This window comes from Pseudomonas sp. COW5 (assembly GCF_026240005.1).
Classification (GTDB): domain Bacteria; phylum Pseudomonadota; class Gammaproteobacteria; order Pseudomonadales; family Pseudomonadaceae; genus Aquipseudomonas; species Aquipseudomonas kribbensis.
Map to the genome: position 1 here is coordinate 1,622,439 of NZ_JAPHVP010000001.1, position 25,090 is coordinate 1,647,528.

23 protein-coding genes are annotated in these 25,090 nt (G+C 62.7%); 19 read left to right on the forward strand and 4 right to left on the reverse strand.

Annotated elements, in window-relative coordinates; all coding sequences use genetic code 11:
* Positions 1-221: 221 nt before the first annotated feature.
* From cobJ to cobG, 4 genes are read right to left on the reverse strand one after another with little or no spacing between them, the layout of a single operon-like run.
* Positions 222-1,925: a precorrin-3B C(17)-methyltransferase gene (cobJ, locus tag OQ248_RS07400; protein ID WP_265812458.1), complete on the reverse strand. Its 1,704-nt coding sequence runs from the start codon at positions 1,923-1,925 to the stop codon at positions 222-224.
* Positions 1,925-2,656, reverse strand: coding sequence for a precorrin-2 C(20)-methyltransferase (locus OQ248_RS07405; protein ID WP_096819953.1), 732 nt, complete (start codon positions 2,654-2,656; stop codon positions 1,925-1,927). Before OQ248_RS07405 ends, cobJ begins: the two co-directional genes overlap by 1 nt.
* Positions 2,656-3,282 carry a precorrin-8X methylmutase gene (locus tag OQ248_RS07410; protein ID WP_085609238.1) on the reverse strand — a complete coding sequence of 209 codons (627 nt, stop codon included), beginning with the start codon at positions 3,280-3,282 and terminating at the stop codon, positions 2,656-2,658. Before OQ248_RS07410 ends, OQ248_RS07405 begins: the two co-directional genes overlap by 1 nt.
* Positions 3,275-4,573, reverse strand: coding sequence for a precorrin-3B synthase (gene cobG, locus OQ248_RS07415; protein WP_279309475.1), 1,299 nt, complete (start codon positions 4,571-4,573; stop codon positions 3,275-3,277). The genes OQ248_RS07410 and cobG overlap by 8 nt, the downstream gene beginning before the upstream one ends.
* A gap of 144 nt (positions 4,574-4,717) precedes the next feature.
* On the opposite strand from cobG, the gene cbiE reads away from it, so the two are divergent.
* From cbiE to urtE, 19 genes are all read left to right on the forward strand, one after another.
* Positions 4,718-5,929, forward strand: a complete 1,212-nt coding sequence (gene cbiE, locus OQ248_RS07420; RefSeq protein ID WP_265812459.1) for a precorrin-6y C5,15-methyltransferase (decarboxylating) subunit CbiE — start codon at positions 4,718-4,720, stop codon at positions 5,927-5,929.
* A complete protein-coding gene (locus OQ248_RS07425; RefSeq protein WP_265812460.1) occupies positions 5,922-7,019 on the forward strand; it encodes a cobalt-precorrin-5B (C(1))-methyltransferase in 1,098 nt (365 codons plus the stop codon). The genes cbiE and OQ248_RS07425 overlap by 8 nt, the downstream gene beginning before the upstream one ends.
* Positions 7,016-7,744 (forward strand): cobalt-precorrin-6A reductase, encoded by a 729-nt coding sequence (locus OQ248_RS07430; RefSeq protein ID WP_265812461.1) that lies wholly within the window; start codon positions 7,016-7,018, stop codon positions 7,742-7,744. Before OQ248_RS07425 ends, OQ248_RS07430 begins: the two co-directional genes overlap by 4 nt.
* 254 nt (positions 7,745-7,998) lie before the next feature.
* Positions 7,999-8,289, forward strand: a complete 291-nt coding sequence (locus tag OQ248_RS07435) for an addiction module antidote protein (RefSeq protein WP_265812462.1) — start codon at positions 7,999-8,001, stop codon at positions 8,287-8,289.
* A 97-nt stretch (positions 8,290-8,386) separates the two neighbouring features.
* On the forward strand, positions 8,387-8,788 hold the full coding sequence (locus OQ248_RS07440; RefSeq protein WP_249482517.1) for a DUF2946 domain-containing protein: 402 nt from the start codon (positions 8,387-8,389) through the stop codon (positions 8,786-8,788).
* Between the two features lie 48 nt (positions 8,789-8,836).
* Positions 8,837-9,316: a copper chaperone PCu(A)C gene (locus tag OQ248_RS07445; RefSeq protein WP_085711213.1), complete on the forward strand. Its 480-nt coding sequence runs from the start codon at positions 8,837-8,839 to the stop codon at positions 9,314-9,316.
* Between the two features lie 21 nt (positions 9,317-9,337).
* Positions 9,338-9,778 carry a DUF2946 domain-containing protein gene (locus tag OQ248_RS07450; protein WP_265812463.1) on the forward strand — a complete coding sequence of 147 codons (441 nt, stop codon included), beginning with the start codon at positions 9,338-9,340 and terminating at the stop codon, positions 9,776-9,778.
* Positions 9,779-9,862: 84 nt separating this feature from the next.
* A complete protein-coding gene (locus OQ248_RS07455; RefSeq protein WP_265812464.1) occupies positions 9,863-11,983 on the forward strand; it encodes a TonB-dependent copper receptor in 2,121 nt (706 codons plus the stop codon).
* A gap of 128 nt (positions 11,984-12,111) precedes the next feature.
* Positions 12,112-13,491, forward strand: coding sequence for a PepSY domain-containing protein (locus OQ248_RS07460; protein WP_265812465.1), 1,380 nt, complete (start codon positions 12,112-12,114; stop codon positions 13,489-13,491).
* A 161-nt stretch (positions 13,492-13,652) separates the two neighbouring features.
* Positions 13,653-15,779 carry a TonB-dependent receptor gene (locus OQ248_RS07465; protein ID WP_265812466.1) on the forward strand — a complete coding sequence of 709 codons (2,127 nt, stop codon included), beginning with the start codon at positions 13,653-13,655 and terminating at the stop codon, positions 15,777-15,779.
* 222 nt (positions 15,780-16,001) lie between these two features.
* Positions 16,002-16,790, forward strand: a complete 789-nt coding sequence (locus OQ248_RS07470; protein WP_265812467.1) for an ABC transporter ATP-binding protein — start codon at positions 16,002-16,004, stop codon at positions 16,788-16,790.
* Positions 16,787-17,734, forward strand: a complete 948-nt coding sequence (locus tag OQ248_RS07475) for an ABC transporter substrate-binding protein (RefSeq protein WP_265812468.1) — start codon at positions 16,787-16,789, stop codon at positions 17,732-17,734. Before OQ248_RS07470 ends, OQ248_RS07475 begins: the two co-directional genes overlap by 4 nt.
* On the forward strand, positions 17,731-18,741 hold the full coding sequence (locus tag OQ248_RS07480) for an iron ABC transporter permease (RefSeq protein ID WP_085609224.1): 1,011 nt from the start codon (positions 17,731-17,733) through the stop codon (positions 18,739-18,741). Before OQ248_RS07475 ends, OQ248_RS07480 begins: the two co-directional genes overlap by 4 nt.
* A gap of 45 nt (positions 18,742-18,786) precedes the next feature.
* Positions 18,787-19,086, forward strand: coding sequence for a hypothetical protein (locus OQ248_RS07485; protein ID WP_102620101.1), 300 nt, complete (start codon positions 18,787-18,789; stop codon positions 19,084-19,086).
* Between the two features lie 225 nt (positions 19,087-19,311).
* Entirely contained in the window at positions 19,312-20,577 is a 1,266-nt protein-coding gene (gene urtA / locus OQ248_RS07490) for an urea ABC transporter substrate-binding protein (RefSeq protein ID WP_265812469.1), read from the forward strand.
* 216 nt (positions 20,578-20,793) lie between these two features.
* On the forward strand, positions 20,794-22,296 hold the full coding sequence (gene urtB / locus OQ248_RS07495; RefSeq protein WP_265812470.1) for an urea ABC transporter permease subunit UrtB: 1,503 nt from the start codon (positions 20,794-20,796) through the stop codon (positions 22,294-22,296).
* The gene (urtC, locus tag OQ248_RS07500) at positions 22,296-23,375 is read left to right on the forward strand and encodes an urea ABC transporter permease subunit UrtC (protein ID WP_265812471.1); all 1,080 of its coding nucleotides are present in this window, start codon (positions 22,296-22,298) and stop codon (positions 23,373-23,375) included. The genes urtB and urtC overlap by 1 nt, the downstream gene beginning before the upstream one ends.
* Before the next feature lie 23 nt (positions 23,376-23,398).
* Complete coding sequence (gene urtD / locus OQ248_RS07505; protein ID WP_170931617.1) at positions 23,399-24,241, forward strand: urea ABC transporter ATP-binding protein UrtD; 843 nt, start codon at positions 23,399-23,401, stop codon at positions 24,239-24,241.
* A gap of 132 nt (positions 24,242-24,373) precedes the next feature.
* Entirely contained in the window at positions 24,374-25,072 is a 699-nt protein-coding gene (urtE, locus tag OQ248_RS07510; protein WP_085711201.1) for an urea ABC transporter ATP-binding subunit UrtE, read from the forward strand.
* Positions 25,073-25,090 lie beyond the last annotated feature (18 nt).

A 25,090-nucleotide genomic window follows, 5' to 3' on the forward strand; every position in this document is an offset into this window, starting at 1 on the left:
TACTGACAACTCACACGACTATTGAAACGGGGAGACAGGCTAGAACCAAAACAGCCAACACATCAAACACAAAAAAACTCAAACAGTTTCCGTTGAAACATAAAGCTGTAAAACCTTAAAACAACTGACAATATTCCAGATCTAAATACAGACATAAAAAAGGCCACGAACATTAAGTTCGTGGCCTTTTTTCATAACGACGCAAATGCAGTTTGAAACAGTCAACCCGGCGGCTTTTCACCGTACCAGCGCGGCGTATATACCCACTCACCACCTTCGGCACGAGCAAAGGTGCAGGTAGTGGAAGAACCAATAAGCACCATCGTGCGCATGTCCACCTGGTCCGGTGCCAATGCGCCAAGTGTCGTCATCCGCAGCGTCTGCCCCGGACGACCGATATCACGACCCAGCACCACCGGTGTTTGCGGCGCACGGTGCTGCGCGACGATTTCCAGCGCGCGCCCCAGTTGCCACGGACGGGCGCGAGAGATCGGGTTGTAGAACGCCAGCGCCAGATCGGCCTCGGCAGCCAGATCCAGACGCTTTTCGATGATCGACCACGGCTTGAGGTTGTCCGACAGCGACATCACGCAGAAGTCGTGGCCAAGCGGTGCACCGGCCTGAGCGGCGGTGGCAAGCGACGCCGAAACACCCGGCAGGATTTCCAGATCGACGCTGTGCCACGCCGGATCCGTCGACTCGTGCAACGCTTCAAGCACCGCCGCCGCCATGGCGAACACGCCCGGATCGCCGGACGAAACCACGATCACCGAACGACCCTGAGCGGCCAGTCTGAAGGCATGGCGAGCACGCTGCATTTCTTCGCGGTTGTCAGTGCAATGCTGCACCTGATCGTCGCGGAACGGGCCGGCCATACGCACGTAAGTTTCATAACCCAGCACGTCAGTGGCTCGGGCCAGCTCGGCTTTCACCGCCGGCACCATCAACTCTGCCGCGCCCGGCCCGAGACCGATGACAGCCAGGCGCCCACGCGGACGACCAACCTGTGAAACATCTAGCGGCTGTTCGGCCACGGCGATGGCAATGTCGTGGGAGGTTGAAATGATTCGAGCGTGGGGAACTGCATCGCGAGCCAGCTCACCGGGGTCATTCGCCGGCGCGACAAAGCGCAGCGGTACCGCCAGCTCAAGTGCTGCTTCACGCAATACCGGACTGGCCATCTGGACGTCTGCTGCCACCAGACAGGCCAGCGATTGAATCGCCACACCGGACTGGAGCAACGCATCGCGAATGGAACCCGGAAGGTCAGTCACTACTGAACCGACCGCAACCGCCACGCTGCGCGGATAAATCAGCAACTCACTGGAACTCGCCACGCGGGCATCACTGCCGACATGAATCGAGCGCGACGCCTGTGGATCTTCCGGCAACTGCGCCTGAGCCAGCCAGGGTGCGGCACCGTCGATGCGCACGCTGTGACCGGCGAGCAGATCGGAGACAAAGCGTTTGCCCTGCTCAAGATCGCCGAGGGCATAACCGCCGGGCGGGTTGAGCAGACAGGTGCCGAAGCGCAATTCGCCACTGGTGGTGATCGCCGCCGCCACTTCAAGCGCAGCCGCGATCTCGCGGGCCATGACATTCACCCCACCCAGACCGCCGAGCAGCGGCACTACGGCGCTGCCGTCTTCAGCCACGGCGAGCACCGGCGGCTCCACGCCTTTCTCCAGCAACAGCGGCGCCAGTGTGCGAATGACGATACCCGCCGCACACAGGGCAATGATCGGCGTGTCCTGTTGATACAACTCGCGCAGGGTTGCGCCGAACTCGCTGTAAGTCAGGTCGGCGCCTTCGACGCGCCCTTTCAGTCCGTGAACCTGCGCGGCCGGATAGACCTGTTGAAGACGACGGGCCGTGGCCAGCGCGCCCTGGCCGAGAATGACGATGGCCGGTGTGGAATGAGTCATCAGCCTTGCCACCGTTCGCCGGGAACAATGATCAGCGAGAAGTACGGCGACGACATCGGCTCGACCTCATCCAGCGGCACGATCTTCTGGTTGGCCATGGTCGCGCGTTCGACGTACAGCGCACGCTCGGCCAGGCCCAGTTCTGCCAATACGTCGCGCACTTTCGGAAAGTTGCGCCCCAGCTTCATGATCACTGCCGCATCGGCATCCGCCAGACGACGCTTGAGCTCGTCATGTGGCAACACGCCGGACAACACCGACAGGCTCTGATTGCGATACACCAGCGGCGCACCCAGTACCGAAGCACCACCGAGCATCGAGCAAACGCCCGGTACCACTTCGGCTTCGTAACGGCTGGCGAGGCGATCATGCAGGTACATGTAGGAGCCGTAGAAGAACGGGTCACCTTCGCAGATCACCGCCACGTCGCGACCGGCATCCAGATGCGCAGCCACTTCCTCGGCAGCGTCATCGTAGAAATCGCTGATCACTTGCTCGTAGGACAGCGGCGCCGGCAGCACTTCGGTGGTCACCGGATACACCAGCGGCAGCAGGTTCTGCGCATCCTGCAGGTGCGCTTCGATGATGCCGAACGCGTTGCCCTTCTTGCCCTTGGCCACGAAATACGCCACCACCGGCGACTCGCGCAGCAGGCGCAGGGCCTTGACGGTAATCAGTTCAGGATCACCGGGGCCGACGCCCAGGCCGATCAAACGTCCTTTGGCCTGCATCATTCGATCTCCGTAGCGAGGGCATTGACCGCAGCGGCGGCCATGGCACTGCCGCCGAGGCGGCCCTGCATGATCACGAACGGCACGCCACGGCTGTTGGCGGCCAGCTCGGCCTTGGATTCAGCCGCGCCGACGAAGCCCACGGGGAAGCCGAGGATCAGCGCCGGTTTCGGAGCGCCGGCGTCGAGCATTTCCAGCAAATAGAACAGCGCGGTCGGCGCATTGCCGATCACCACCACACTGCCTTCCAGATGCGGACGCCACAGTTCCAGAGCGGCAGCAGAGCGAGTATTGCCCAGCTCGCGCGCCAGCTCCGGCACGCTGTCGTCGCGCAGGGTGCAGATCACCTCGTTGTTGGCCGGCAAGCGCGCACGGGTTACGCCTTCGGAAACCATCCGCGCATCGCACAGGATCGGCGCACCGGCAGCCAGCGCATCGCGTCCGGCCTTGCCCGCGCCTTCGGAGAATTGCAGCCCGTCGATGGCCTCGACCATGCCGCAGGCGTGGATTACCCGCACCGCGAGTTTTTCCAGGTCGGCCGGGATGCGAGCCAGGTTGGCCTCGCTGCGAATGATCGCGAAGGAGTTGCGATAGATCTCCTGACCGTCGCGGATGTAATCAAGCATCAAGGGGGCTCCGTGAGCGGGCGGCGAGCAGGGTCGCGGCCGCTTCGATAGTAAGGTTGTGAGCGTGCAGCGCGCCGAAACCGGGCATCGCTGCATCGCGAAAATAGAGATCGTAGTGACCGGGGCCGACCGCCAGCAGAGTGACTGCTGAACGGTGCGCGGCGGCGCAGGAACGCGGGCAGCCGGACAGGTGCACATCCACGGCGTGTGGCAACAGCTTAGCCAGCAGGCGGGCATCGTGTTTGGTGTCGGCCAGGCCTTTGCCGCAGCCGTTGGAGCCGGTGCAGGCGATCAGGTGCGACAGCGGGTCGACAATCTGGGTCAGCAGGTTCAACTTGCTCAGTGCATCGAGCACTTGAGCGGCATCCGCCTCACGCACATTGGGCAACAACAGACTCTGCCAAGGGGTGAAACGCAGGCTGCCATCGCCAAAGGTTCTGGCCAATTGTGCGGCGCCACGCAGCATGTCCGGATCGAGGCGGCCGAGCGCCGGTGCGGCACCGACATAGACCAGACCTGCGGTTTGCTGAGGATGAACGCCGAGGTGCGAGCCTTCCAGTACCGCTTCACGTTGCCAGTCGCCGACGATTTGCAGATTGATCCGCTGACCGAGCTTTTCCAGGAACACCGGCACCGGACATTCATCCAGCAGATGGCGCATTCGCGTCTGTTCTGGCCGGGCCAATTCAAGGAACAGCTCCAGCACCGCCACCACCAGCGCATGCCCGTCCGCAAGCGCCACAACAGCCAGCGGCCGATCCGTCGGGCAACCCGCCAGACCGAACGCCAAAAGCGTATCGCCGCGTTCCTCGAATGCCGACAACCACAGATCATGGGGATGCTCGAGCATCGCCAGCGCTTCACCGCCGTCCAGTTGCACGGCGAACTTGGCGCTCAGCTCATGGAAACGCGGATGGCTTTGCAGGGTCTCGAGGATCTGTCCGGCCAGTGGGCGGGTATCGAAGCGCATCTGCCGGTCGACGCCGGCGGCCGGGCTGAGCATCAGGTTGCGCACATCGTCGCCCGCTGCGGTTCGCGGCCCGAGACCGGCGGCCAGCAGACTGTCGATCAGCGCGCCGGACTGCTCGCCGATGCCGCGGATCTGCAGATTGCCACGGTTGGTCGCCTCGATCGCGCCACCGGCAAATCGCTCGGCGGCATTGGCCACCGCATCGGCCTGATCGGCCGTGATCGAACCGCCATCGAGCTTGATCCGGCAGATCCCGCCATCCAGCGCCTGGACGATACGCAGCAACCCCGGACAGGCCGAGGGGCGTATGGCGTTGGACATCGGGCGTTCGTTCAAGGGCTGGCAGCTCAGTGGGAAAGGCGCTTCGCGGGCGAAGGCGCGGTATTATGCCTGCTTTGTCCGACGGCATGAAAAGTCTGCCCGTCGGAACGACGCGTTTGCGGACACTTTTTTGAGGGGCTACAGATGTCACCCTGGCTGACAGTAGTAGGAATCGGTGAAGACGGCTTCAAGGGCCTGGGCAAGAATGCCCGGCGCGCCCTGATGGGCGCTTCGCGGATCATCGGCGGTCAGCGTCAGCTGGATCTGTTGCCGGTGTGCATCCGTGGCGAGCGTCAGTTGTGGCCGAGCCCGTTTTCCCTGGCCCCGGTTCTTGAGCGCCGTGGCGAAGCGGTGTGCGTGCTGGCCAGCGGTGATCCGATGTTTTACGGCGTTGGCGCGAGTCTGGCGCGGCAGGTGCCAGGGGCCGAGATGCTGGTTTTGCCATCGCCATCCTCTTGCTCACTGGCGGCCGCCCGACTGGGCTGGCCGCTGCAGGACGTCAGCGTGTTGTCGCTGGTGGCTCGTCCGCTTGCGGCCCTCAACGCCCAACTGTTTAGCGGCGTGCGCCTGTTGCTGCTGAGCAATGACGGTCAAAGCCCGGCTGCCGTTGCAGCATTGCTGCGCGAGCGAGGGTTTGGCCCCAGTCGCCTGAGCGTTCTGGAGCATCTGGGCGGCAGCGCCGAGCGCCGGATCGACGGCACCGCCAACGACTGGAACGATCCGCTCATTGCCGACCTCAACGTGATCGCCATCGAGTGCCTCGCCGATTCGCAGACACCGCGCCTGTCGCGCCTTGCCGGCCTGCCGGATTCGGCCTTCAAACATGACGGCCAACTGACCAAGCGCGACGTGCGCGCCATCACCCTCGCCCGCCTCGCCCCGACACCGGGCGAACTGCTGTGGGACGTCGGCGCCGGCAGCGGCTCGATCGGCATCGAGTGGATGCGCGCTCACCCAAGCTGTCGCGCCCTGGCCATCGAGGCTGACGACGGTCGACAACAGTTGATTGAACACAACCGTGACACGCTGGGTGTTCCCGGCCTGCAACTGATTCGCGGCAGTGCCCCGCAGGCCCTCGCCGGTCTGGAACGTCCGGACGCGATTTTCATCGGCGGCGGCGTGACCCGTGAAGGCGTGCTGGAAACCTGCTGGGAACAACTCAAACCCGGTGGCCGACTGGTCGCCAACGCGGTGACCCTGCAAAGCGAAATGACCTTGATGAGCTGGCGCGAACGCCATGGCGGCGAGCTGACCCGCATCCACATTGCCCAGGCGCAGCCGCTGGGCGAGTTCGACACCTGGCGCCAGGCCTTGCCGATCACCCTGCTCGATCTGGTCAAACCCCTCGATGCGTGACGAAACCGCCGAACAACCCGCGCCCCTGCGCAGCGGCCTGACCACCGGCAGCTGCGCCACGGCCACCAGCCTCGCGGCCGCGCGCCTGCTGCTCGGCGGAGTGGTGGCTGACGCCGTGCAAATCGTGTTGCCCAAGGGCAAGCAGGTGCAGATGCGTCTGGAGTTCTGCAGGCTGACGGACGGCGGTGCCGAAGCGGGAACGATCAAGGACGCCGGCGACGATCCGGACGTGACGCACGGCGCCCTGCTCTACTCCCGCGTGCAGTTGATGGCCGAGCCGGGCATCCGCTTCATCGCCGGCAAAGGCGTCGGCACCGTCACTCGGCCGGGGCTGGTGCTGGGCGTCGGCGAGCCGGCGATCAACCCGGTGCCGCGCAAGATGATCAGCGATCACCTGACGCTGCTCGCCGAAGAATCCGGCTATCGCGGCGGCTTCGAGGTGACGGTCAACGTCGAGGGCGGCGAAGCCCTGGCATTGAAAACCATGAACCCGCGCCTGGGCATTCTCGGCGGTCTGTCGATCCTCGGCACCAGCGGCATCGTCCGGCCGTTTTCCTGCGCGGCGTATATCGCCTCGATCCATCAAGGCATCGACGTGGCGAAAACCAACGGCTACCTGCACATCGCCGCCTGCACCGGCAACGCCAGCGAAGACACCATGCGCCGGGTCTACAACCTGCCGGAAATCGCCCTGATCGAAATGGGCGACTTCGTCGGCGCGGTGCTCAAGCACCTGCGCAAAGTGCCTGTGGATAAACTCAGCCTGTGCGGCGGCTTCGGCAAGATCAGCAAACTGGCAGCCGGGCACATGGACCTGCACTCACGCCATTCGAGCATTGACCTGCCGCAACTGGCTGAATGGGCGGCAGCGATTGGTGCCGACGATGCGTTGCAGCAAGCCATTCGCGGGGCGAACACCAGCCAGCAAGCGTTGGCGATGGCCAGTGCGGCGGGTGTTGCCCTCGGTGATGAAGTTTGCCGTCATGCCCTGGAATTCGCCCGCAGCGTGGTGCCGGCGCAGGTGCAGGTCGAGGTGTTTGCGATTGATCGTCAGGGCGGCATCGTCGGCCATGCGGGGGCTTTTGCATGAAACGGATTCTGTTGCTGGGCGGCGTGACTGAGGCGCTGGCCATCGCGCGCACGTTGGGGCCGGAACACATTTACAGCCTGGCTGGCGTTGGCCGTGTGCCGACCGATCTGACGTGTCAGGTGCGCGTCGGCGGCTACGGCGGTGCCGAAGGTCTGGCGCAGTTCATTCGCGATGAAGGCATCGATCTGCTGCTCGACGCGACCCATCCGTATGCCGCACAAATCAGCCACAACGCCGCCACCGCTGCACACCTCACCGGTATCCCCTGCTGGGCCCTGCGCCGCCCGGCGTGGCAACCACAACCGGGCGATGACTGGCGCGAAGTCGCCGACTGGGCCGAACTGATCACCGCCCTCGCCCCCTTCCGCCGCCCCTTGTTCACCCTCGGCCGCGAACCGCTGCAACATCTCGACGAAATCCCCGCGCACCAGTTCTGGACCCTGCGCGCCCTCGACGTCTACCCCGGCAACGAACGCTGCGAAGTCATCGGCGCCCGTGGGCCATTTCTGCTGGAGGATGAGCGAGCGCTGTTCGAACGGCGGCAGATCGACGTGCTGATCAGCAAGAACAGCGGCAGCACCGCGACCGAGCCGAAGCTGGACGTGGCGCGGGCGCTTGGGGTGCCGGTGATGGTGTTGAAGCGGCCGGTGTTGGCGGGGGTTGATCGGGAATTTTCGACGGTTGCTGAAGCCATCAGCGCACTCACCATCAACTTACAGCCCTGAGCCTTTTACGCTCTGGAGTACGCCATCGCGGGCAAGCCCGCTCCCACAGTGGTTAATGCCGATCACAAAACTGATGTCCAACGCTAATCCTGTGGGAGCGGGCTTGCCCGCGATGGCGTCGGCTCTCAAAGCGAAAAACTTGAGTCCTACCAATCAATCGGACGCTACGCACAACAACTTAAAGCCCAACCGACTATCTGCATCAGCCTCCCGAGAATACGTTTGCAACATCACTACCTCTGGACGCGATTCCAATGCTCGAAAAATTCACCCGCTTCGACGCTGCAGAATTTCTGAAAACACCCGAGGAAATGGCGGCCTACCTGGACGCTTGTTTTGACGAAGATGCTGGCGACGGCGTTCTTATCCGTGCAGCACTTAATGACATCGCCCGCGCCCAAGGCATGACCCAGGTTGCACGAGATGCAGGCTTGGGTCGCGAAAGCCTTTATAAAGCGCTGAGCAGCACTGGAAATCCGGAATTCGCGTCTATCATGAAAGTCATGAAGGCACTGGGTTTGCGGTTACATGCAGTAGCAGGTTGAATCCTCTGCGACACCAAACCGCACGACGCTTTTTTACTTATCGGCCCTGATCAGGCTAAATAGCCGCGCCTGATCGCCCACCCTACGGACTTGTCCCATGAACCGACACCGGCTCGCATTTGCCTGGATCGCCTGCTTCGCAGTGCTGTTCAACATGCTCGCCATGCCGTTGACGGGAGCGATGGCGCAGGCGGCGCAGACGCCGGCCGAGCAGTTGCTGTGGAGCAGTTTCTGCACCGGCAGCGGGACGAAGATGGTGGCGATCGACATCGGCAGCCTTGATCAGAAAGCACCGCAGAGCGGTGACAATCATTCGACCATGCAGCATTGCTGGTGCTGTTCCGGATCGGCGCCCGTGGTGGCGTTGCCGGGGCATTCGCCGCAGCTGTATTTCGCCCGGTACGAAAGCAATCGCAGCGTGGCGCCCGCCGTGCTGCAAACTCCGACACCGCGCCAGCAATGGCCGAGCCTCAATCCCCGCGCGTCCCCTCTGGTTTGATTTGTTCCCGCATTTGACCTGCGTTTCAAATCGTTCTGGAGAACTGCCATGTTGAACAAATTCATCGTCATCGCTGCGCTGTTGCTGCCGGCGTGCTTCGCCCATGCCCACGAATACAAGGCCGGCGAGCTGGAAATCGCCCACCCGTGGTCGCAGGAGCTGCCGCCGAATGCGCCGACGGTTGCCGCGTATTTCATCATTCACAACGGTGGCAAAACCGCTGACCGCCTGCTGAGTGTCGACTCGCCCATCGCTTCAAAAGCCGAGCTGCACGAACACGTGATGCAGGGTGATCTGATGAAGATGCAACAGGTGCCGAACGTGGCCATCCCGGCCGGCGAGAACGTGACTTTCGCACCGATGGCCTATCACGTGATGCTGATGAATCCGACCGACCGCAGTCTGCTGACCGACGGCAAGCGCTTCCCGCTGACGATGCACTTCGAGAAGGCCGGTGACGTGACCGTCGAAGTCGCCGTGCAGAAGAAACCACCGCAGGACATGCCGGAACACGCGCACGCCCAATAACCGTTCCGGCAGACTCCGCCCGTGCGCCCGCGCAGCGCCAGGGCATCCATGCAACGCCGTCAGACCGGACACCTGACACGCGGCAGCTGGATCGCCCTGTTCGCCATGTTGATGATCTTCATCGGCCCGCTGATTTCTCAGTCGATGCCGATGGATCAGCACGCCTCGACATCCATGCAAATGAGCATGTCGATGGACATGGCGGGCATGGATCATTCCGCGCATGAGGCCAAACCCTCGGCCGAACACTGCCCGCCGCAATCCTCGCACCATGTGCTGTGGGAAAAGTGCGGCTATTGCAGCCTGCTGTTCAACTGCCCGGCGCTGACCGGTGGCGGCACGTTTGCCACGTTCAGCATCCCCCACGTCAATACGTTCACCACGCCCTCCCCGCGTCTGGGCCATGCCCGGCAGACCTTCTTCCCTGGCGCCCGCAGCCGCGCCCCGCCCGTCGCAGCGTAAACACCCACTTCTGATTGCACACGGTTGAGAAGACAGCTTCAGGCTGCCGGCCGTGTCGTTTACGACTGTTTGATGGAAATTGTCATGTCCAGGTTTTCTGCTGTCCCACGCTCGGGTTCTGCCCCGGCGTCCTTCGCCCTGAACGAATCGCGCATCCGTTTCAGGCACGCTACCGCCGTCCTTTGCGGCGTCCTGCTGTCCCCGCTGGTCCACGCCGATGAACATGCCGGCCACACCGAAGAACTGAGCCCGACGGTGATCACCGCCATCGCCCCGAGCTCGCCGCTGACCATCGTCACCAACCCGAAAGACCCGCGCCAACCGGTGCCGGCCAGCGATGGCGGCGACTACCTGAAGACCATTCCCGGCTTCGCCCTGGTGCGCAACGGCGGCACCAATGGTGATCCGGTACTGCGCGGGATGTTCGGTTCGCGCCTGAACATTCTCACCAACGGCAGCATGATGCTCGGCGCCTGCCCCGGCCGGATGGACGCGCCGACCTCGTACATCTCGCCCGAGACCTACGACAAACTCACCGTGATCAAAGGCCCGCAAACCGTGCTCTACGGGCCGGGTGCATCCGCCGGCACGATCCTCTTCGACCGTGAGCCGGAAAGCTTCGGCGAACTCGGCACACGGGTGAATGCCAGCGTGCTGGCGGGCTCCAACGGACGCTTCGACAAAGTCGTCGATGCAGCGGCCGGCGGCCCGTTGGGCTACGTGCGGGTAATCGGCAACACCGCGCACTCCGACGACTACCGCGACGGCAATAACGACACCGTTGCCTCGCGCTATGACAAGTGGAACGGCGACGTGGCGCTGGGCTGGACCCCGGACGCCGACACTCTGATCGAACTGACCGCCGGCAAGGGCGACGGCGAAGCGCGCTACGCCGGACGCGGCATGGACGGCTCGCAGTTCCTGCGCGAAAGCCTCGGCCTGCGTTTCGAGAAATCCAACATCACCGACGTGCTGGAGAAGCTCGAAGCGCAGGTCTACTACAACTACGCCGACCACGTGATGGACAACTACACCCTGCGCACGCCTTCCGGCACCGGGATGATGGCAGGCCCCATGGCGTCCAACGTCGACCGCCGCACCCTCGGCGCGCGGATCAAGGCCACCTGGCGCTGGGCCGATATCCAGCTGATCACCGGTCTCGATGCGCAGACCAACGAACACCGTCAGCGCAGCGGCATGGGCATCGATACCTACAAGGATCAGCCATACACCAAGGACGCCGATTTCCATAACTACGGCGTGTTCAGCGAGATGACCTGGTACGCCGCCGACCGCGACCGGCTGATCACCGGTGCCCGGATCGACCGTGCCTCGGCCAAGGATTATCGGCAGACCACCGGCTCGGGAATGATGTCCCGGCCGAACCCGACCGCCGGCGATACCCGCGCCGACACCCTGCCGAGCGGCTTCGTGCGTTACGAGCATGACCTGGCCGACAGCCCGACCACGCTCTACGCCGGCCTCGGCCACGCGCAACGGTTCCCGGATTACTGGGAGCTGTTTTCGCCCAAGTCCGGCCCGGCGGGTTCGGTCAATGCGTTCGATTCGATCAAACCGGAAAAGACCACCCAGCTCGACTTCGGCGTGAACTACAAGGACGCCGACCTCGAAGCCTGGGCCTCGGGCTACATCGGCGTGGTGCGCGACTACATCCTGTTCGACTACACCCCGACGATGATGGGCATGAGCACCTCCCGCGCCGAGAACATCGACGCGCGGATCATGGGCGGTGAACTCGGTGCCGCCTACAAGCTCACCGACAACTGGAAAGCCGATGCGACCCTGGCCTACGCCTGGGGCAAGAACAGCAGCGACGGCAAGGCCCTGCCGCAGATGCCGCCGCTGGATGCACGTTTCGGCCTGACCTACAGCGAAGACAACTGGAGCGCCGGCGCACTGTGGAGGGTGGTTGCCGCGCAAAACCGGATCGACCAGAACAAGGGCAACGTGGTCGGCAAGGATTACGACAAGAGTTCGGGCTTCGGCGTGTTCTCGCTCAACGGTGCCTACCGGATCAACAAGAACTGGAAGGTCAGTACGGGCGTCGACAACCTGTTCGGCAAGGCTTACGCCGAACACCTCAACCTGGCGGGCAACGCCGGGTTCGGCTACCCGGCCAACGACCCGCAAGCCATCAACGAGCCGGGGCGCACGCTCTGGACCAAGGTGGACATGAGTTTCTAAAAGCATCGCCAGCAGGCTGGCTCCCACATGGATCGAGTTGTACCACTGGGAGCTAGCCCTGCTAGCGATAGGTTGCGCAGCAACCGCAACAGACAACTAGAAGATCCAAGCCAAGCGGAGCACTCGTGATGAAACAGCCCAAACCGAATTTCTACAACCTGGCCTGGCGTTGGCATTTTTATGCCGGATTGTTCGTCGCGCCTTTCATGGTGATGCTGGCCCTGACCGGCATCATTTACCTGTTCAAGCCGCAGCTCGATTCGCTGATGTACAGCAGCCTGCTGAACGTCCCGGCCGGGCATCACACCGTACCGGCCGATGACCTGCTGCAAAAGGTCAAAAGCGCTTATCCACAGGGCCAGGTCACCCAGTACCTGCCACCCGCGAACGCCGAGCGCAGCGCGCAATTCGTGGTGAAGAATGCCGGCCAGGAGCTGAACGTATTCGTCGACCCGTACCACGGCGATATCCTTGGCGAGCAGGATGCCAAGCAGAACCTGCAGGCGCTCGCCCGGGCCATCCACGGCGAATTGATGATCGGCACCGTCGGTGACCGACTGATCGAACTCGCCGCCGGCTGGGGCGTGGTGCTGGTGGTGTCCGGGGTTTTCCTGTGGTGGCCGCGCGGTCAGGCCGCGGGGATTCTGTGGCCACGGCTGAACAGTCGCGGTCGCGTTCTGTGGCGTGACCTGCACGCAGTCACCGGTTTCTGGGGCGCCGCATTGCTGCTGGTGATGCTGCTCAGCGGCATGACCTGGACCGGCTTCTGGGGCAAGCAGTACGCCCAGGTGTGGAACGTGTTCCCGGCGGCGATGTGGAATAACGTGCCGACCTCCGACGTCGAGGCCGGCAGCCTCAATAACGCCGCCCGCCAGACCGTACCGTGGGCCATGGAAAATACGCCGATGCCGATGTCCGGCGACCACGCCGAACACATGGCCCACGGCGGCATGCAACACGGCCCCGCCGCACCGATCATCAGCCTGCAGGACGTGCAGAACATCGCCGTCGAGCGCAAGGTCGAGCCGGGCTACAGCATCACCCTGCCGACCACCGCCACTGGCGTATTCACCATCGCGGTGTTCGCCGACGACCCGCGCAACGATGCCACGCTGCATGTCGATCAGTACACCGGCAAGGTCTTGGCCGATGTGCGATTCGAGCACTACGGCGCCGTGGCCCGGGCCACGGAAATCGGCGTGATGCTCCATGAAGGCAAGATGTTCGGCACCTTCAACCAGATCATCGTGCTGCTGATCTGCCTGATGATTCTGCTCAGCGCCATCAGCGGCGTGGTGATCTGGTGGAAGCGCCGGCCACAGGGCAAGTTCGGCGTACCGCCGCTGCGCCACGATCTGCCGAAATGGAAAACCGGGGTGGCGATCATGCTGGTGCTGGCGGTGGTGTTTCCGCTGGTGGGGGCATCGCTGGTGGTGGTGTGGTTGCTGGATCGACTGCTGCTGTCGCGTCTGGGCCGGCAAACTGAATCTGCCTCAACTTCATCATGAAACAGGCGAGATGCGCGACCTAGACAGATCTTTAAACTGCCGGGGCTTAAACTCCGGCAATTTTTAGTGTTACTGTATAACACTAATTGCTGCTCTGCCCGCAGCCATGCATTGTCATGAGCCTGCGGGCTTTTCATTTGAAGAAGTGATCCACCGCCCCGATGAACAAGTACCTCTTGTCCAGCCTCTGTCTGTTCGCCCTGAACAACAGCGCCCATGCCGACAGCGCGCCGCTGACGTTGCCCACCGGCACCATCACCGCCCTGGCCAATGACGACCAGAACGTCAGCCTGACCACGCCGACCAGCGCCGGCTCGCGTCTGAACCTCAGCGCCATGGAAACCCCGGCCAGCGTCGAAAGCCTGAGCGGCGAGCAGGTCCGCGCCCGTGGTGATCGCAGCGTGCAGGACGCGGTGTCGCGCAGCACCGGCATCAGCCGAACCGGTACGCCGGGCGATGGCGGCACTTCGTTGCAGGCCCGGGGTTTTACCGGGCAGAGTTCGGTGATGCAGTTGTATGACGGCAACCGCATGTACACCGGCATGGGCACCGTGACGTTCCCGGTCGACACCTGGTCGGTGGAGCGCGTCGATGTGCTGCGCGGTCCGGCTTCGGTGCTGTATGGCGAAGGCGCGACCGGTGCGGTGGTCAACGTGATCCCGAAGAAGCCGTTCGAAGGCGAAATCGAAAACCATGTGCGTGTCGGCTACGGCTCGTTCGACCGCCAGCAGCAGGCGTTCGACAGCGGCGGTTCACTGACCGACACCCTGAGCTATCGCCTCAACCTCAATCGCCTGCGCAGCAACGGCTGGGTCGATCGCGGCGACTCGTCCAGCGACTTCATCAGCGCCGCCCTGCACTGGCAGGCCACGGACGACCTGACCTTCACCCTCGCCCACGATTACGGCGACCAGCGCCCGCAGAACTACTTCGGCACTCCGTTGATCAACGGCCAGTTGAAGGACAGCCTGCGCAACAAGAACTACAACGTGCGCGACGACAAGCAGCACTACAACGATCAATGGACGCGCCTGACCACGGACTGGCAGATCAACGATGCAGTCAGCGCCAGCAACGAACTCTATTACCTCAAAGCCCAGCGCCGCTGGCAGAACGCCGAGAACTACAACTTCGACGCCGGCAGCCAGCAACTCAGCCGCAGCGGCTACTTCGGTATCGGCCACAAGCAGGAACAGGTCGGCGACCGTCAGACCTTCACCTTCAAGCATTCGCTGTTCGGCCTCGACAGCCAGACCGTGACCGGTGTTGATTACAACCGCATCCGTTTTCAGCTCAACAGCAACTCGCCGTTCAACGACGTGTTGCCGAACGGCCAGCCGCTGGATCTGTATCACCCGCAACCTGGCTATTTCGAGAGCGCGAACCCGTACCGCGATCAATTCGACAGCACCACAAAGCAGATGTCGGTGTTCGCCGAAAACCGCACGCAACTGAGCGAGCGCTGGTCGCTGGTGACCGGTGTACGCCGCGACTATGTGCACGTGGATCGCACCAATCTGATCGACGACAGCCAGAGCAACAAGACCCTGACCGGCAACAACTGGAAGGCCGGTCTGGTGTTCGCGCTGACCCAGGACACCTCGTTCTACGGTCAGGTCGCCACCAGTACCGACGGTATCGGCGGTTTGATTTCCCTGAGCCCGAGCCAGCAGCAATATGACCTGTCCACCGCCCGGCAGACCGAGATCGGCATGAAGCAGCTGTTCTGGGATCAGCGTGGCGAGTTCACTCTGGCGGCGTATCGCATCGTGAAGAAGAAGCTGCTGACCGACGATCCGGGCAATCCGACGCTCAAGCAGCAGGTCGGCCAGCAGTCGTCGAACGGCCTGGAAGCCAGCCTCGATCTGCAACTGCCGAACGCCTGGCAACTGCAAGCCAACGCCGCCATCGTCAAAGCCAAGTACGATGATTTCGAAGAGGTGGTCGGCGGCGTACCGGTGTCGCGCAATGGCAATCGCCCGGTGGACGTGCCACGGCGCACGGCGAATCTGTGGCTGAGCAAGGCGCTGACCGATGACCTGAAGGCCGGTGCCGGTGTGCGTTATGTCGATGCGCGTTATGCCGACATGGCCAACCGCAACGAGCTGCCGAGCTACACCGTGATCGATGCGACGCTGTCGTGGAAAGCCCTGCGTAACACCACACTGGGCTTGCAGGTGAACAATCTGTTTGACCGGACGTACGCGCAAAGCCAATACAATGAGGGCCAGCAGTGGATTCTGGGTGAGCCTCGTTCGTTCTTTGTCACGGCTGACTACACCTTTTGACTCACGGGCCCCGCCCTCACCCTAACCCTCTCCCGGAGGGAGAGGGGACTGACCGAGGTGTTTGGGCAAGTTACACCGACGTGAAGGACCGAGCCGAACTCAGGATTTGAAGAGCATAAAGATCGGCTCCCTTCCCCCCTCGCCCCCTCTGGGGGAGAGGGTTGGGGTGAGGGGATGGATTTAACAGACAGACATAACCTTAGAAACCACACTAAACCTCACATGACCTCACTGACCCTCACCGATCTCGCCTGGTCCCCTCTGGGCCACGGCCACTGCCATCACCAGTTCCAGCTGCGTGACGCTTCGTTGCAAGTGGCCGCCGGTGAGTTCGTCGGGCTGATCGGGCCCAATGGCAGCGGCAAGACCAGCCTGTTGCGCTGCGCCTATCGCTTCAGTCAGCCGGAGCACGGTGAGGTCAGACTCGAGCACCACAACGTCTGGAAGCAATCCTCGCGCTGGTGCGCGCAACGCATCGCCGTGGTGCTGCAGGAATTCCCCGATGCCTTCGGCCTGACCGTCGAAGAAGTGGTCGCCATGGGCCGCACGCCGCACAAGGGCCTGTTCGACGGCGACACGCTGGAAGACCGCAATCTCGCCACCCAGGCCCTCAAATCCGTGGGCCTCGATGGCTTCGAAGATCACGCGTTCGCCACGCTGTCCGGCGGTGAAAAACAGCGTGTCATCCTCGCCCGCGCCCTGACCCAGCAACCGCAACTGCTGATCCTCGACGAGCCGACCAACCACCTCGACCCGCGTTATCAGCTGGAACTGCTGCAACTGGTCAAGCGCTTGCAGATCGGAACCCTGGCGAGCATCCACGACCTGAACCTGGCCGCCGCGTTCTGCGACCGGTTGTATGTGATCAACCACGGTCGCATCGTCGCCAGCGGCACGCCGCAAGAAGTGCTCACTGTTGAATTGCTGCGCGACGTGTTCGGCGTCGAAGCATTGATCGATCCACACCCCCTCCACGGCTACCCGCGAATCACCTGGATTACCCGACCATGACTGTGCGCCCCCTGCTTTGCCTCGCTCTGTTGCTGGGCACGACCCAAGCCTTCGCCGAGGCCACGAAGTACCCGCTGACGATCCACAGCTGCAACCGCGAAGTGACCTTCAAGGAAGCGCCGAAACACGCGGTCAGCCACGACATCAACATGACCCAGATGATGCTCGCCCTCGGCCTCAAGTCGAAGATGGCCGGCTACAGCGGCGTCAGTGGCTGGAAGTCGGTGACGCCGGAAATGCAGTCGCTGCTCGACGGTTTGCCGGAACTGGCAGCCAAGTACCCGTCGGTGGAAACCCTGCTCAACGCCAACGTCGATTTCTTCTTCGCCGGCTGGGATTACGGCATGCGCGTCGGTGGCGATCTCACGCCGCAAACCCTGCAACCGTTGGGCATCAACGTCTATGAACTGACCGAGTCCTGCGCCTTCGTGATGAAGCGCCCGGCCGCCACGCTGGAAGACACTTACAACGACCTGCGCAACCTCGGAAAGATCTTCGACGTGCAAGACCGTGCCAACGCACTGATCGCCGACATGCAAAGCCAGGTCGCGGAAATCCGCAAAGACCTGCCCGCCGAAAAACCGCGAGTGTTCCTGTACGACAGCGGCGAAGACCGCGCCATGACTTCCGGCCGTCTCGGCATGCCGCAAGCGCTGATCGACGCCGCCGGCGGGCGCAACATTCTCGATGACGTCGAAGCGAGCTGGACCCGGGTCAACTGGGAAACCGTGGTCGAACGCAATCCGCAGGTAATCGTCATCGTCGACTACAGCGAAATCACCGCCGAGCAGAAGATTGAATTTCTGCTGAAGAACAAGGCGCTGCAATCGGTGGACGCGATCAAGAACCAGCGCTTCATCGTCATCCCCTACGTGCAGGCCACGCCGGGGATCGACAACGTGCTGGCCGTTGAAACCCTGGCCAAAGGGTTCCACGGCGAATGATCAATCGTCGTTACGGCTGGCTGCTGATCGCCCTCGGCGCGGTACTGCTGGTGTCGTGCGTGGTGTCGCTGGGCTTCGGCCCGGCGCGGGTGCCGGTGGACGTGGTGTGGCGGATTCTGCTGCACAAGTTGTTCGGCCTCGGCGTACCGGACTGGAGCGCCGGCCAGGAACACATCGTCTGGCTGATCCGCGTGCCGCGCATGTTGCTCGGTGCATTGGTCGGCGCCGGGCTGGCGTTGATCGGCGCGGTGCTGCAAGCAGTGACACGTAATCCGCTGGCCGATCCGCACCTGCTCGGTGTCACTTCCGGCGCCACCCTCGGCGCAGTGATCGTGGTGCTGCACGTCGGTGAAATCGTCGGCCTGCTGACCTTGCCGATTGCCGCATTCATCGGCGCGCTGTTGAGCATGTTTCTGGTGCTGGGCATCGCCAATCGTCAGGGTCGGCTGGACAGTGATCGCCTGCTGCTGTGTGGCGTGGCGGTGTCGTTCGTGATGATGGCGATCGCCAATCTGCTGCTGTTCATGGGCGATCACCGGGCCAGTTCGGCAGTCATGTTCTGGATGCTCGGCGGCCTCGGTCTGGCGCGCTGGGAATTGCTCGCGGTGCCGGCGCTCAGCGTCCTGCTCGGGCTGATTCTGCTGATCGGCATGGCCCGTCCGCTGAACGCGTTGATGGCCGGCGAACAGACTGCGGTCACCCTCGGCCTGAATGCGCGGGCGGTGCGTCTGCGGGTGTTCGTGATTGCTTCGCTGATGACCGGGGTGCTGGTGTCGATCAGCGGCTCCATCGGTTTTGTCGGGCTGATGGTGCCGCACATCGCCCGGCGCCTGATCGGTGCAGAACATCGGCGCCTGCTGCCGGTGTGCGTGTTGCTCGGCAGTGTGTTTCTGGTGTGGGTCGATGTCGCCGCCCGCACGCTGATCGCTCCCGAAGACCTGCCCATCGGCGTCGCCACCGCGGCCCTCGGCGGACTGTTCTTCATCGGCCTGATGCGCCGCCGCTGAGCCTGCCTTAAACTGCGCGCCCGATTTATTCTCAGGATGAGCGTCATGTTGAAAGCAGCTGTTGTCGCGTTGCTGTTTGTGGGATCCAGCGCGGTGCTGGCAGATACGACCGTCGATGTCTCGAAGATCTACGGCAAGATCCAGTTCGTCAACTCGTACCCGGATTACAAAGTAAAGATCGATAACTCCTGGCCAGATCTGAAAGTGAAGCAAGTCACTCAGTGGCCAGACTCGGTGGGCAAATGGCAGATCGTTGATCAGTATCCCGATTACAAGATTCAGATCGTCGACTCTTACCCTGATTTCACCATCAAGTACGTGGACTCCTGGCCTGGCGTGAACTGACCTGTCACGCATCCCCGCTGCCGCCTCGCGGCAGCACCACAATGAAGCACTTCCCTGCACCATACCCTGCCGCCTGTCCCCTCCTGGTGCGCCGCCCCTGCGCAAAACCGCTCTGAACCGACCTTTTGCTGCCCGATCCCGACCGGGCACAGCCCTTGCAAAACAGCCTTCAGTCGTTCGCATCTGCCAACCATAAAAAACTTTAACGTTCGTGGAGATCGCACAATGAAGCGTCGCAGTTTGATCAAGGCTTTCACACTCACGGCATCCATTGCCGCGATGGGCATGACCTGGACGGTACAGGCCGCCGAGACCATCAAGGTCGGGATTCTGCATTCGTTGTCCGGCACCATGGCGATCTCCGAAACCTCACTCAAGGACATGGCGTTGATGACCATCGACGAGATCAACGCCAAGGGCGGCGTGAACGGCAAAATGCTGGAACCGGTGGTGGTCGACCCGGCGTCGAACTGGCCGCTGTTCGCGGAAAAAGGCCGGCAACTGCTGACTCAGGACAAGGTGGCGGTGGTGTTCGGTTGCTGGACCTCGGTGTCGCGCAAATCGGTGCTGCCGGTGTTCGAAGAACTCAACGGTCTGCTGTTCTACCCGGTGCAGTACGAAGGCGAAGAAATGTCGCCGAACGTGTTCTACACCGGCGCCGCGCCGAACCAGCAAGCGATCCCGGCGGTTGAGTACCTGATGAGCGAAGAAGGCGGCGGCGCCAAGCGCTACTTCCTGCTCGGCACCGACTACGTCTACCCGCGCACCACCAACAAGATCCTGCGTTCGTTCCTGCATTCCAAAGGCGTAGCGGACAAGGACATCGAAGAGGTCTACACCCCGTTCGGCCATAGCGACTATCAAACCATTGTCGCCAACATCAAAAAATTCTCGGCCGGCGGCAAGACCGCTGTGATCTCCACCGTGAACGGCGACTCCAACGTGCCGTTCTACAAAGAGCTGGCCAACCAGGGCCTGAAGGCCACCGACGTACCGGTGGTTGCGTTCTCGGTGGGCGAAGAAGAACTGCGCGGCATCGACACCAAACCGCTGGTGGGAAACCTCGCGGCGTGGAACTACTTCGAATCGGTCGAGAATCCGGTGAACAAGAAGTTCGTCGATGACTGGAAAGCCTACGCGAAGAAACACAACCTGCCGGGCGCCGACAAAGCCGTGACCAACGACCCGATGGAAGCCACTTACGTCGGCATCCACATGTGGGCGCAGGCGGCGGAGAAAGCCAAATCCACCGACGTCGACAAGGTCCGCGAAGCCCTCGCCGGCCAGACCTTCGCCGCGCCGTCCGGTTACACCCTGACCATGGACAAGACCAATCACCACCTGCACAAACCGGTGATGATCGGTGAGATCCAGGCCGACGGTCAGTTCAACGTGGTGTGGCAGACCGAAGGGCCGATTCGTGCGCAGCCTTGGAGCCCGTTTATTCCGGGGAATGACAAGAAGCCGGAGTATGCGGTCAAGAGCAACTGAGGCGGATTCAGACCTTGAGGCGGACTTGAGACCTTCCCCCTCACCCCAGCCCTCTCCCTCAGGGAGAGGGGGAAAGGGAGCAGATCTCCATCGTTTTCAAAGCCTGAGTTCGACTCGAATCTGAAGGTTGCAGCACATCGCTCAAACACCTCGGTCAGTCCCCTCTCCCTCCGGGAGAGGGTTAGGGTGAGGGGGCGGTTGAACAGGACACCATCAATGCCGACTGCCATCTACCGCTTTATCTGCGCCATCGCACTGCTGCTGCCGATGGCCGCTCATGCAGGCGACGCCGAAGACTTCGTCGCCGCCAATCCGACGCAGCAAGCCAAACTGCTGGAAGCCTGGGCCGCGCAGCCCGACCCGGCCCGTGTCGAACTGATCAACGCCCTGCAAAAAGGCGAACTGACTGTCGACAGCCAACCCAAAACCCTGCGCCTGAACAACCGCCTGCGGGGTCTGATCGACACCGCGCTGGCCAGCCACCAATTGCTCGCCGCCGACGCCAAAACCCGTCTGACTGCCGCGCAGCAATTGCAGAAAAGCGCCAAACCGGCGCAGCTGAAATTCCTCGACCGGCAACTGGCTGGCGAACAAGACGAAAGCGTCCACGCCGCCCTGAGCCTGGCGCTGGCCAATCTGCAACTGGTCGACACTGACCCGTCAGTGCGCCTCGCGGCCGTGCGTCTGCTCGGTGAAACCGGCGATCCGCTGGCCCGCACACGCCTCGAAGGTTTGCTCGAAACCGGCGTCGAGGCTGATGCCAATGTGCGCACCGCCGCCGAAACCAGCCTCGCCCAGGTCAAGCGCAAATTGCTGATCGGCGAACTGCTAGGCCAGGCCTTCAGCGGCATGTCCCTCGGTTCGATTCTGCTGCTCGCGGCACTCGGTCTGGCGATCACCTTCGGCCTGCTGGGCGTGATCAACATGGCCCACGGCGAGATGCTGATGCTCGGTGCCTACTCCACTTATGTCGTGCAGTTGATGTTCCAGCGCTACGCACCGCAGGCCATCGAGTTCTATCCGCTGATCGCGCTGCCGGTAGCGTTCTTCGTCACGGCCGCCATCGGTATGGCCCTGGAGCGCACGGTGATCCGTCATCTCTACGGCCGCCCGCTGGAAACCCTGCTCGCGACCTGGGGCATCAGCCTGATGCTGATTCAGCTGGTGCGTCTGGTGTTCGGTGCGCAGAACGTTGAAGTGGCGAACCCGGCATGGTTGTCCGGCGGGATTCAGGTGTTGCCGAATCTGGTGCTGCCGTACAACCGCATCGTGATCATAGCCTTCGCCCTGTTTGTGGTGGTGCTGACCTGGCTGCTGCTGAACAAGACACGCCTCGGTCTGAACGTGCGCGCCGTCACCCAGAACCGCAACATGGCCGCCTGCTGCGGCGTGCCCACCGGGCGTGTCGACATGCTCGCCTTCGGTCTCGGCTCGGGCATCGCCGGGCTCGGCGGCGTGGCGCTGAGCCAGATCGGCAACGTCGGCCCGGACCTCGGCCAGAGCTACATCATCGACTCGTTCCTGGTGGTGGTGCTCGGCGGCGCCGGCCAACTGGCCGGCAGCGTGTTCGCCGCCTTCGGCCTGGGCATCGCCAACAAGATTCTCGAACCGCAGATCGGTGCGGTGCTCGGCAAGATCCTGATCCTCGCGCTGATCATTCTGTTCATCCAGAAACGTCCGCAAGGCCTCTTCGCACTGAAAGGACGGGTGATCGACTGATGAATCAGCCATTGATGCTTACGGCCACACAAAAGGCCGGCCCCAAAGTCACCCTCGCTGTCGGTGCCGTCGTTCTCGCGCTACTGATCGCCCTGCCGCTGCTGTCGCTGTTGCCTTCGGACAGTGCGCTGTACGTTTCGGCCTACACCCTGACGCTGGTCGGCAAGATTCTCTGCTACGCCATTGTCGCCCTGGCGCTGGATCTGGTCTGGGGTTACGCCGGTTTGCTGTCGCTGGGCCACGGTCTGTTCTTCGCCCTCGGCGGTTATGCGATGGGCATGTACCTGATGCGTCAGGCCGCCGGTGACGGCTTGCCGGCGTTCATGACGTTCCTGTCGTGGACCGAGTTGCCGTGGTACTGGAGCGGCACCGGCAACTTCCTCTGGGCCATGTGCCTGGTGGTGCTGGCGCCGGGTTTGCTGGCGCTGGTGTTCGGTTTTTTCGCCTTCCGCTCGCGGATCAAGGGCGTGTATTTCTCGATCATGACCCAGGCCCTGACCTTCGCCGGGATGCTGCTGTTTTTCCGCAACGAGACCGGGTTCGGCGGCAACAACGGCTTCACCAATTTCCGCACGATCCTCGGTTTCGGCATCACCGAACCGGGTACTCGCGCGGTGCTGTTTCTGGCGACGGTGCTGTTGCTGGTGGCGAGCCTGTTCATCGGCTGGCGGCTGGCGCGCAGCAAGTTCGGCCGGGTGCTGACCGCGTTGCGCGATGCGGAAAACCGTCTGATGTTCTGCGGCTACGACCCGCGCGGTTTCAAGCTGTTCGTCTGGGTGTTGAGCGCGGTGCTCTGTGGCCTGGCCGGTGCGTTGTACGTGCCGCAAGTGGGGATCATCAACCCCAGCGAAATGTCGCCGACCAACTCGATCGAAGCCGCGGTGTGGGTGGCCCTTGGCGGGCGCGGCACGCTGATCGGCCCGCTGCTGGGCGCCGGAGTGGTCAACGGCATGAAGAGCTGGTTCACCGTGGCCTTCCCCGAATACTGGCTGTTCTTTCTCGGCGCGCTGTTCATCGTCGTGACGTTGTACCTGCCCAAAGGCGTGATCGGTCTGCTGAAGAAACGAGGTGAATCATGAGAGTCACGGCGAGCGCTGAATTCATGCTGGAACCGGCGTTTTTCCCGGTGGAGCCCAACAAGGACGAAGGCACCAGCCGCGACTCGATCGGCCTCGGGCAACGCGTCGGTCCGGGTCTCGACACCCGTCACGGCACGATCCTGACCCTGGAAGACATCAGCGTCAGCTTCGACGGCTTCCGGGCGCTGAACGCTCTTAACCTGTACATCGGCGTCGGTGAACTGCGCTGCATCATCGGCCCCAACGGCGCGGGCAAGACCACGCTGATGGACGTGATTACCGGCAAGACCCGTCCGAGCCACGGCAAGGCGTGGTTCGGCGAAACCCTCGACCTGACGCAGATGAGCGAAGTGCAGATCGCCCAGGCCGGCATCGGTCGCAAATTCCAGAAACCCACGGTTTTCGAAGCGCTGAGCGTGTTCGAGAACCTGGAACTGGCGCAGAAAACCGACAAGTCGGTGTGGGCCAGTCTGCGGGCGAAGTTGAGCGGCGAACAGAAAGACCGGATCAGCGAAGTGCTCGACACCATTCGCCTGACCACCTCGGTCAACCGCCCGGCGGGGCTGCTGTCTCACGGGCAAAAACAGTTTCTGGAAATCGGCATGTTGCTGATGCAGGACCCGCAACTGCTGCTGCTCGATGAGCCAGTAGCGGGCATGACCGACGCCGAAACCGAGTTCACCGCCGAGCTGTTCAAGTCGCTCGCCGGCAAGCACTCGCTGATGGTGGTGGAACACGACATGGGCTTCGTCGGCTCGATTGCCGATCACGTCACCGTGTTGCATCAGGGCAGCGTGCTGGCCGAGGGATCGCTGGAACAGGTGCAGGACAACGAGCGCGTGATCGAGGTTTATCTCGGCCGTTAGCCTGTCAATACACACCCCATGTGGGAGCGAGCCTGCTCGCGATAGCGATTTATCCAACAACACATCTGCTGCCTGATCTACCGTCATCGCGAGCAGGCTCGCTCCCACGGGGGATTTGAGGAGAGGCTGAACATGCTGCAAGTCGACAAGCTGCACCAGTACTACGGCGGAAGCCACATCCTGCGCGGCCTGAGCTTTGACGTGAAGGTCGGCGAAGTGACCTGCCTGCTCGGCCGCAACGGCGTGGGCAAGACCACGCTGCTCAAATGCCTGATGGGCCTGCTGCCGGCCAAGGAAGGCGCGGTGAACTGGGAAGGTAAACCGATCACCACGTACAAGCCGCATCAACGGGTACACGCCGGGATCGCCTATGTGCCCCAGGGCCGGGAGATCTTCGGCCGGCTGACCGTGGAAGAAAACCTGCTGATGGGCCTGTCGCGTTTCCCCGGCAGCGAAGCCAAAGAGGTTCCGGCGTTCATCTACGAGCTGTTCCCGGTGCTGCTGCAAATGAAACAGCGGCGCGGCGGCGACCTGTCCGGCGGCCAGCAACAACAACTCGCCATCGGGCGCGCATTGGCCAGCCGTCCACGGCTGCTGATCCTCGACGAACCCACCGAGGGCATCCAGCCGTCGGTGATCAAAGAAATCGGCGCAGTGATCAAGAAGCTCGCCGCCCGTGGCGACATGGCGATTCTGCTGGTGGAGCAGTTCTACGATTTCGCCGCCGAACTGGCCGATCAGTACCTGGTGATGTCCCGGGGCGAGATCGTGCAGCAGGGTCGTGGAGAAAATATGGAAAGCGAGGGTGTGCGCGGGCTGGTTACGATCTAATCTGTAGCGTCCTAACGA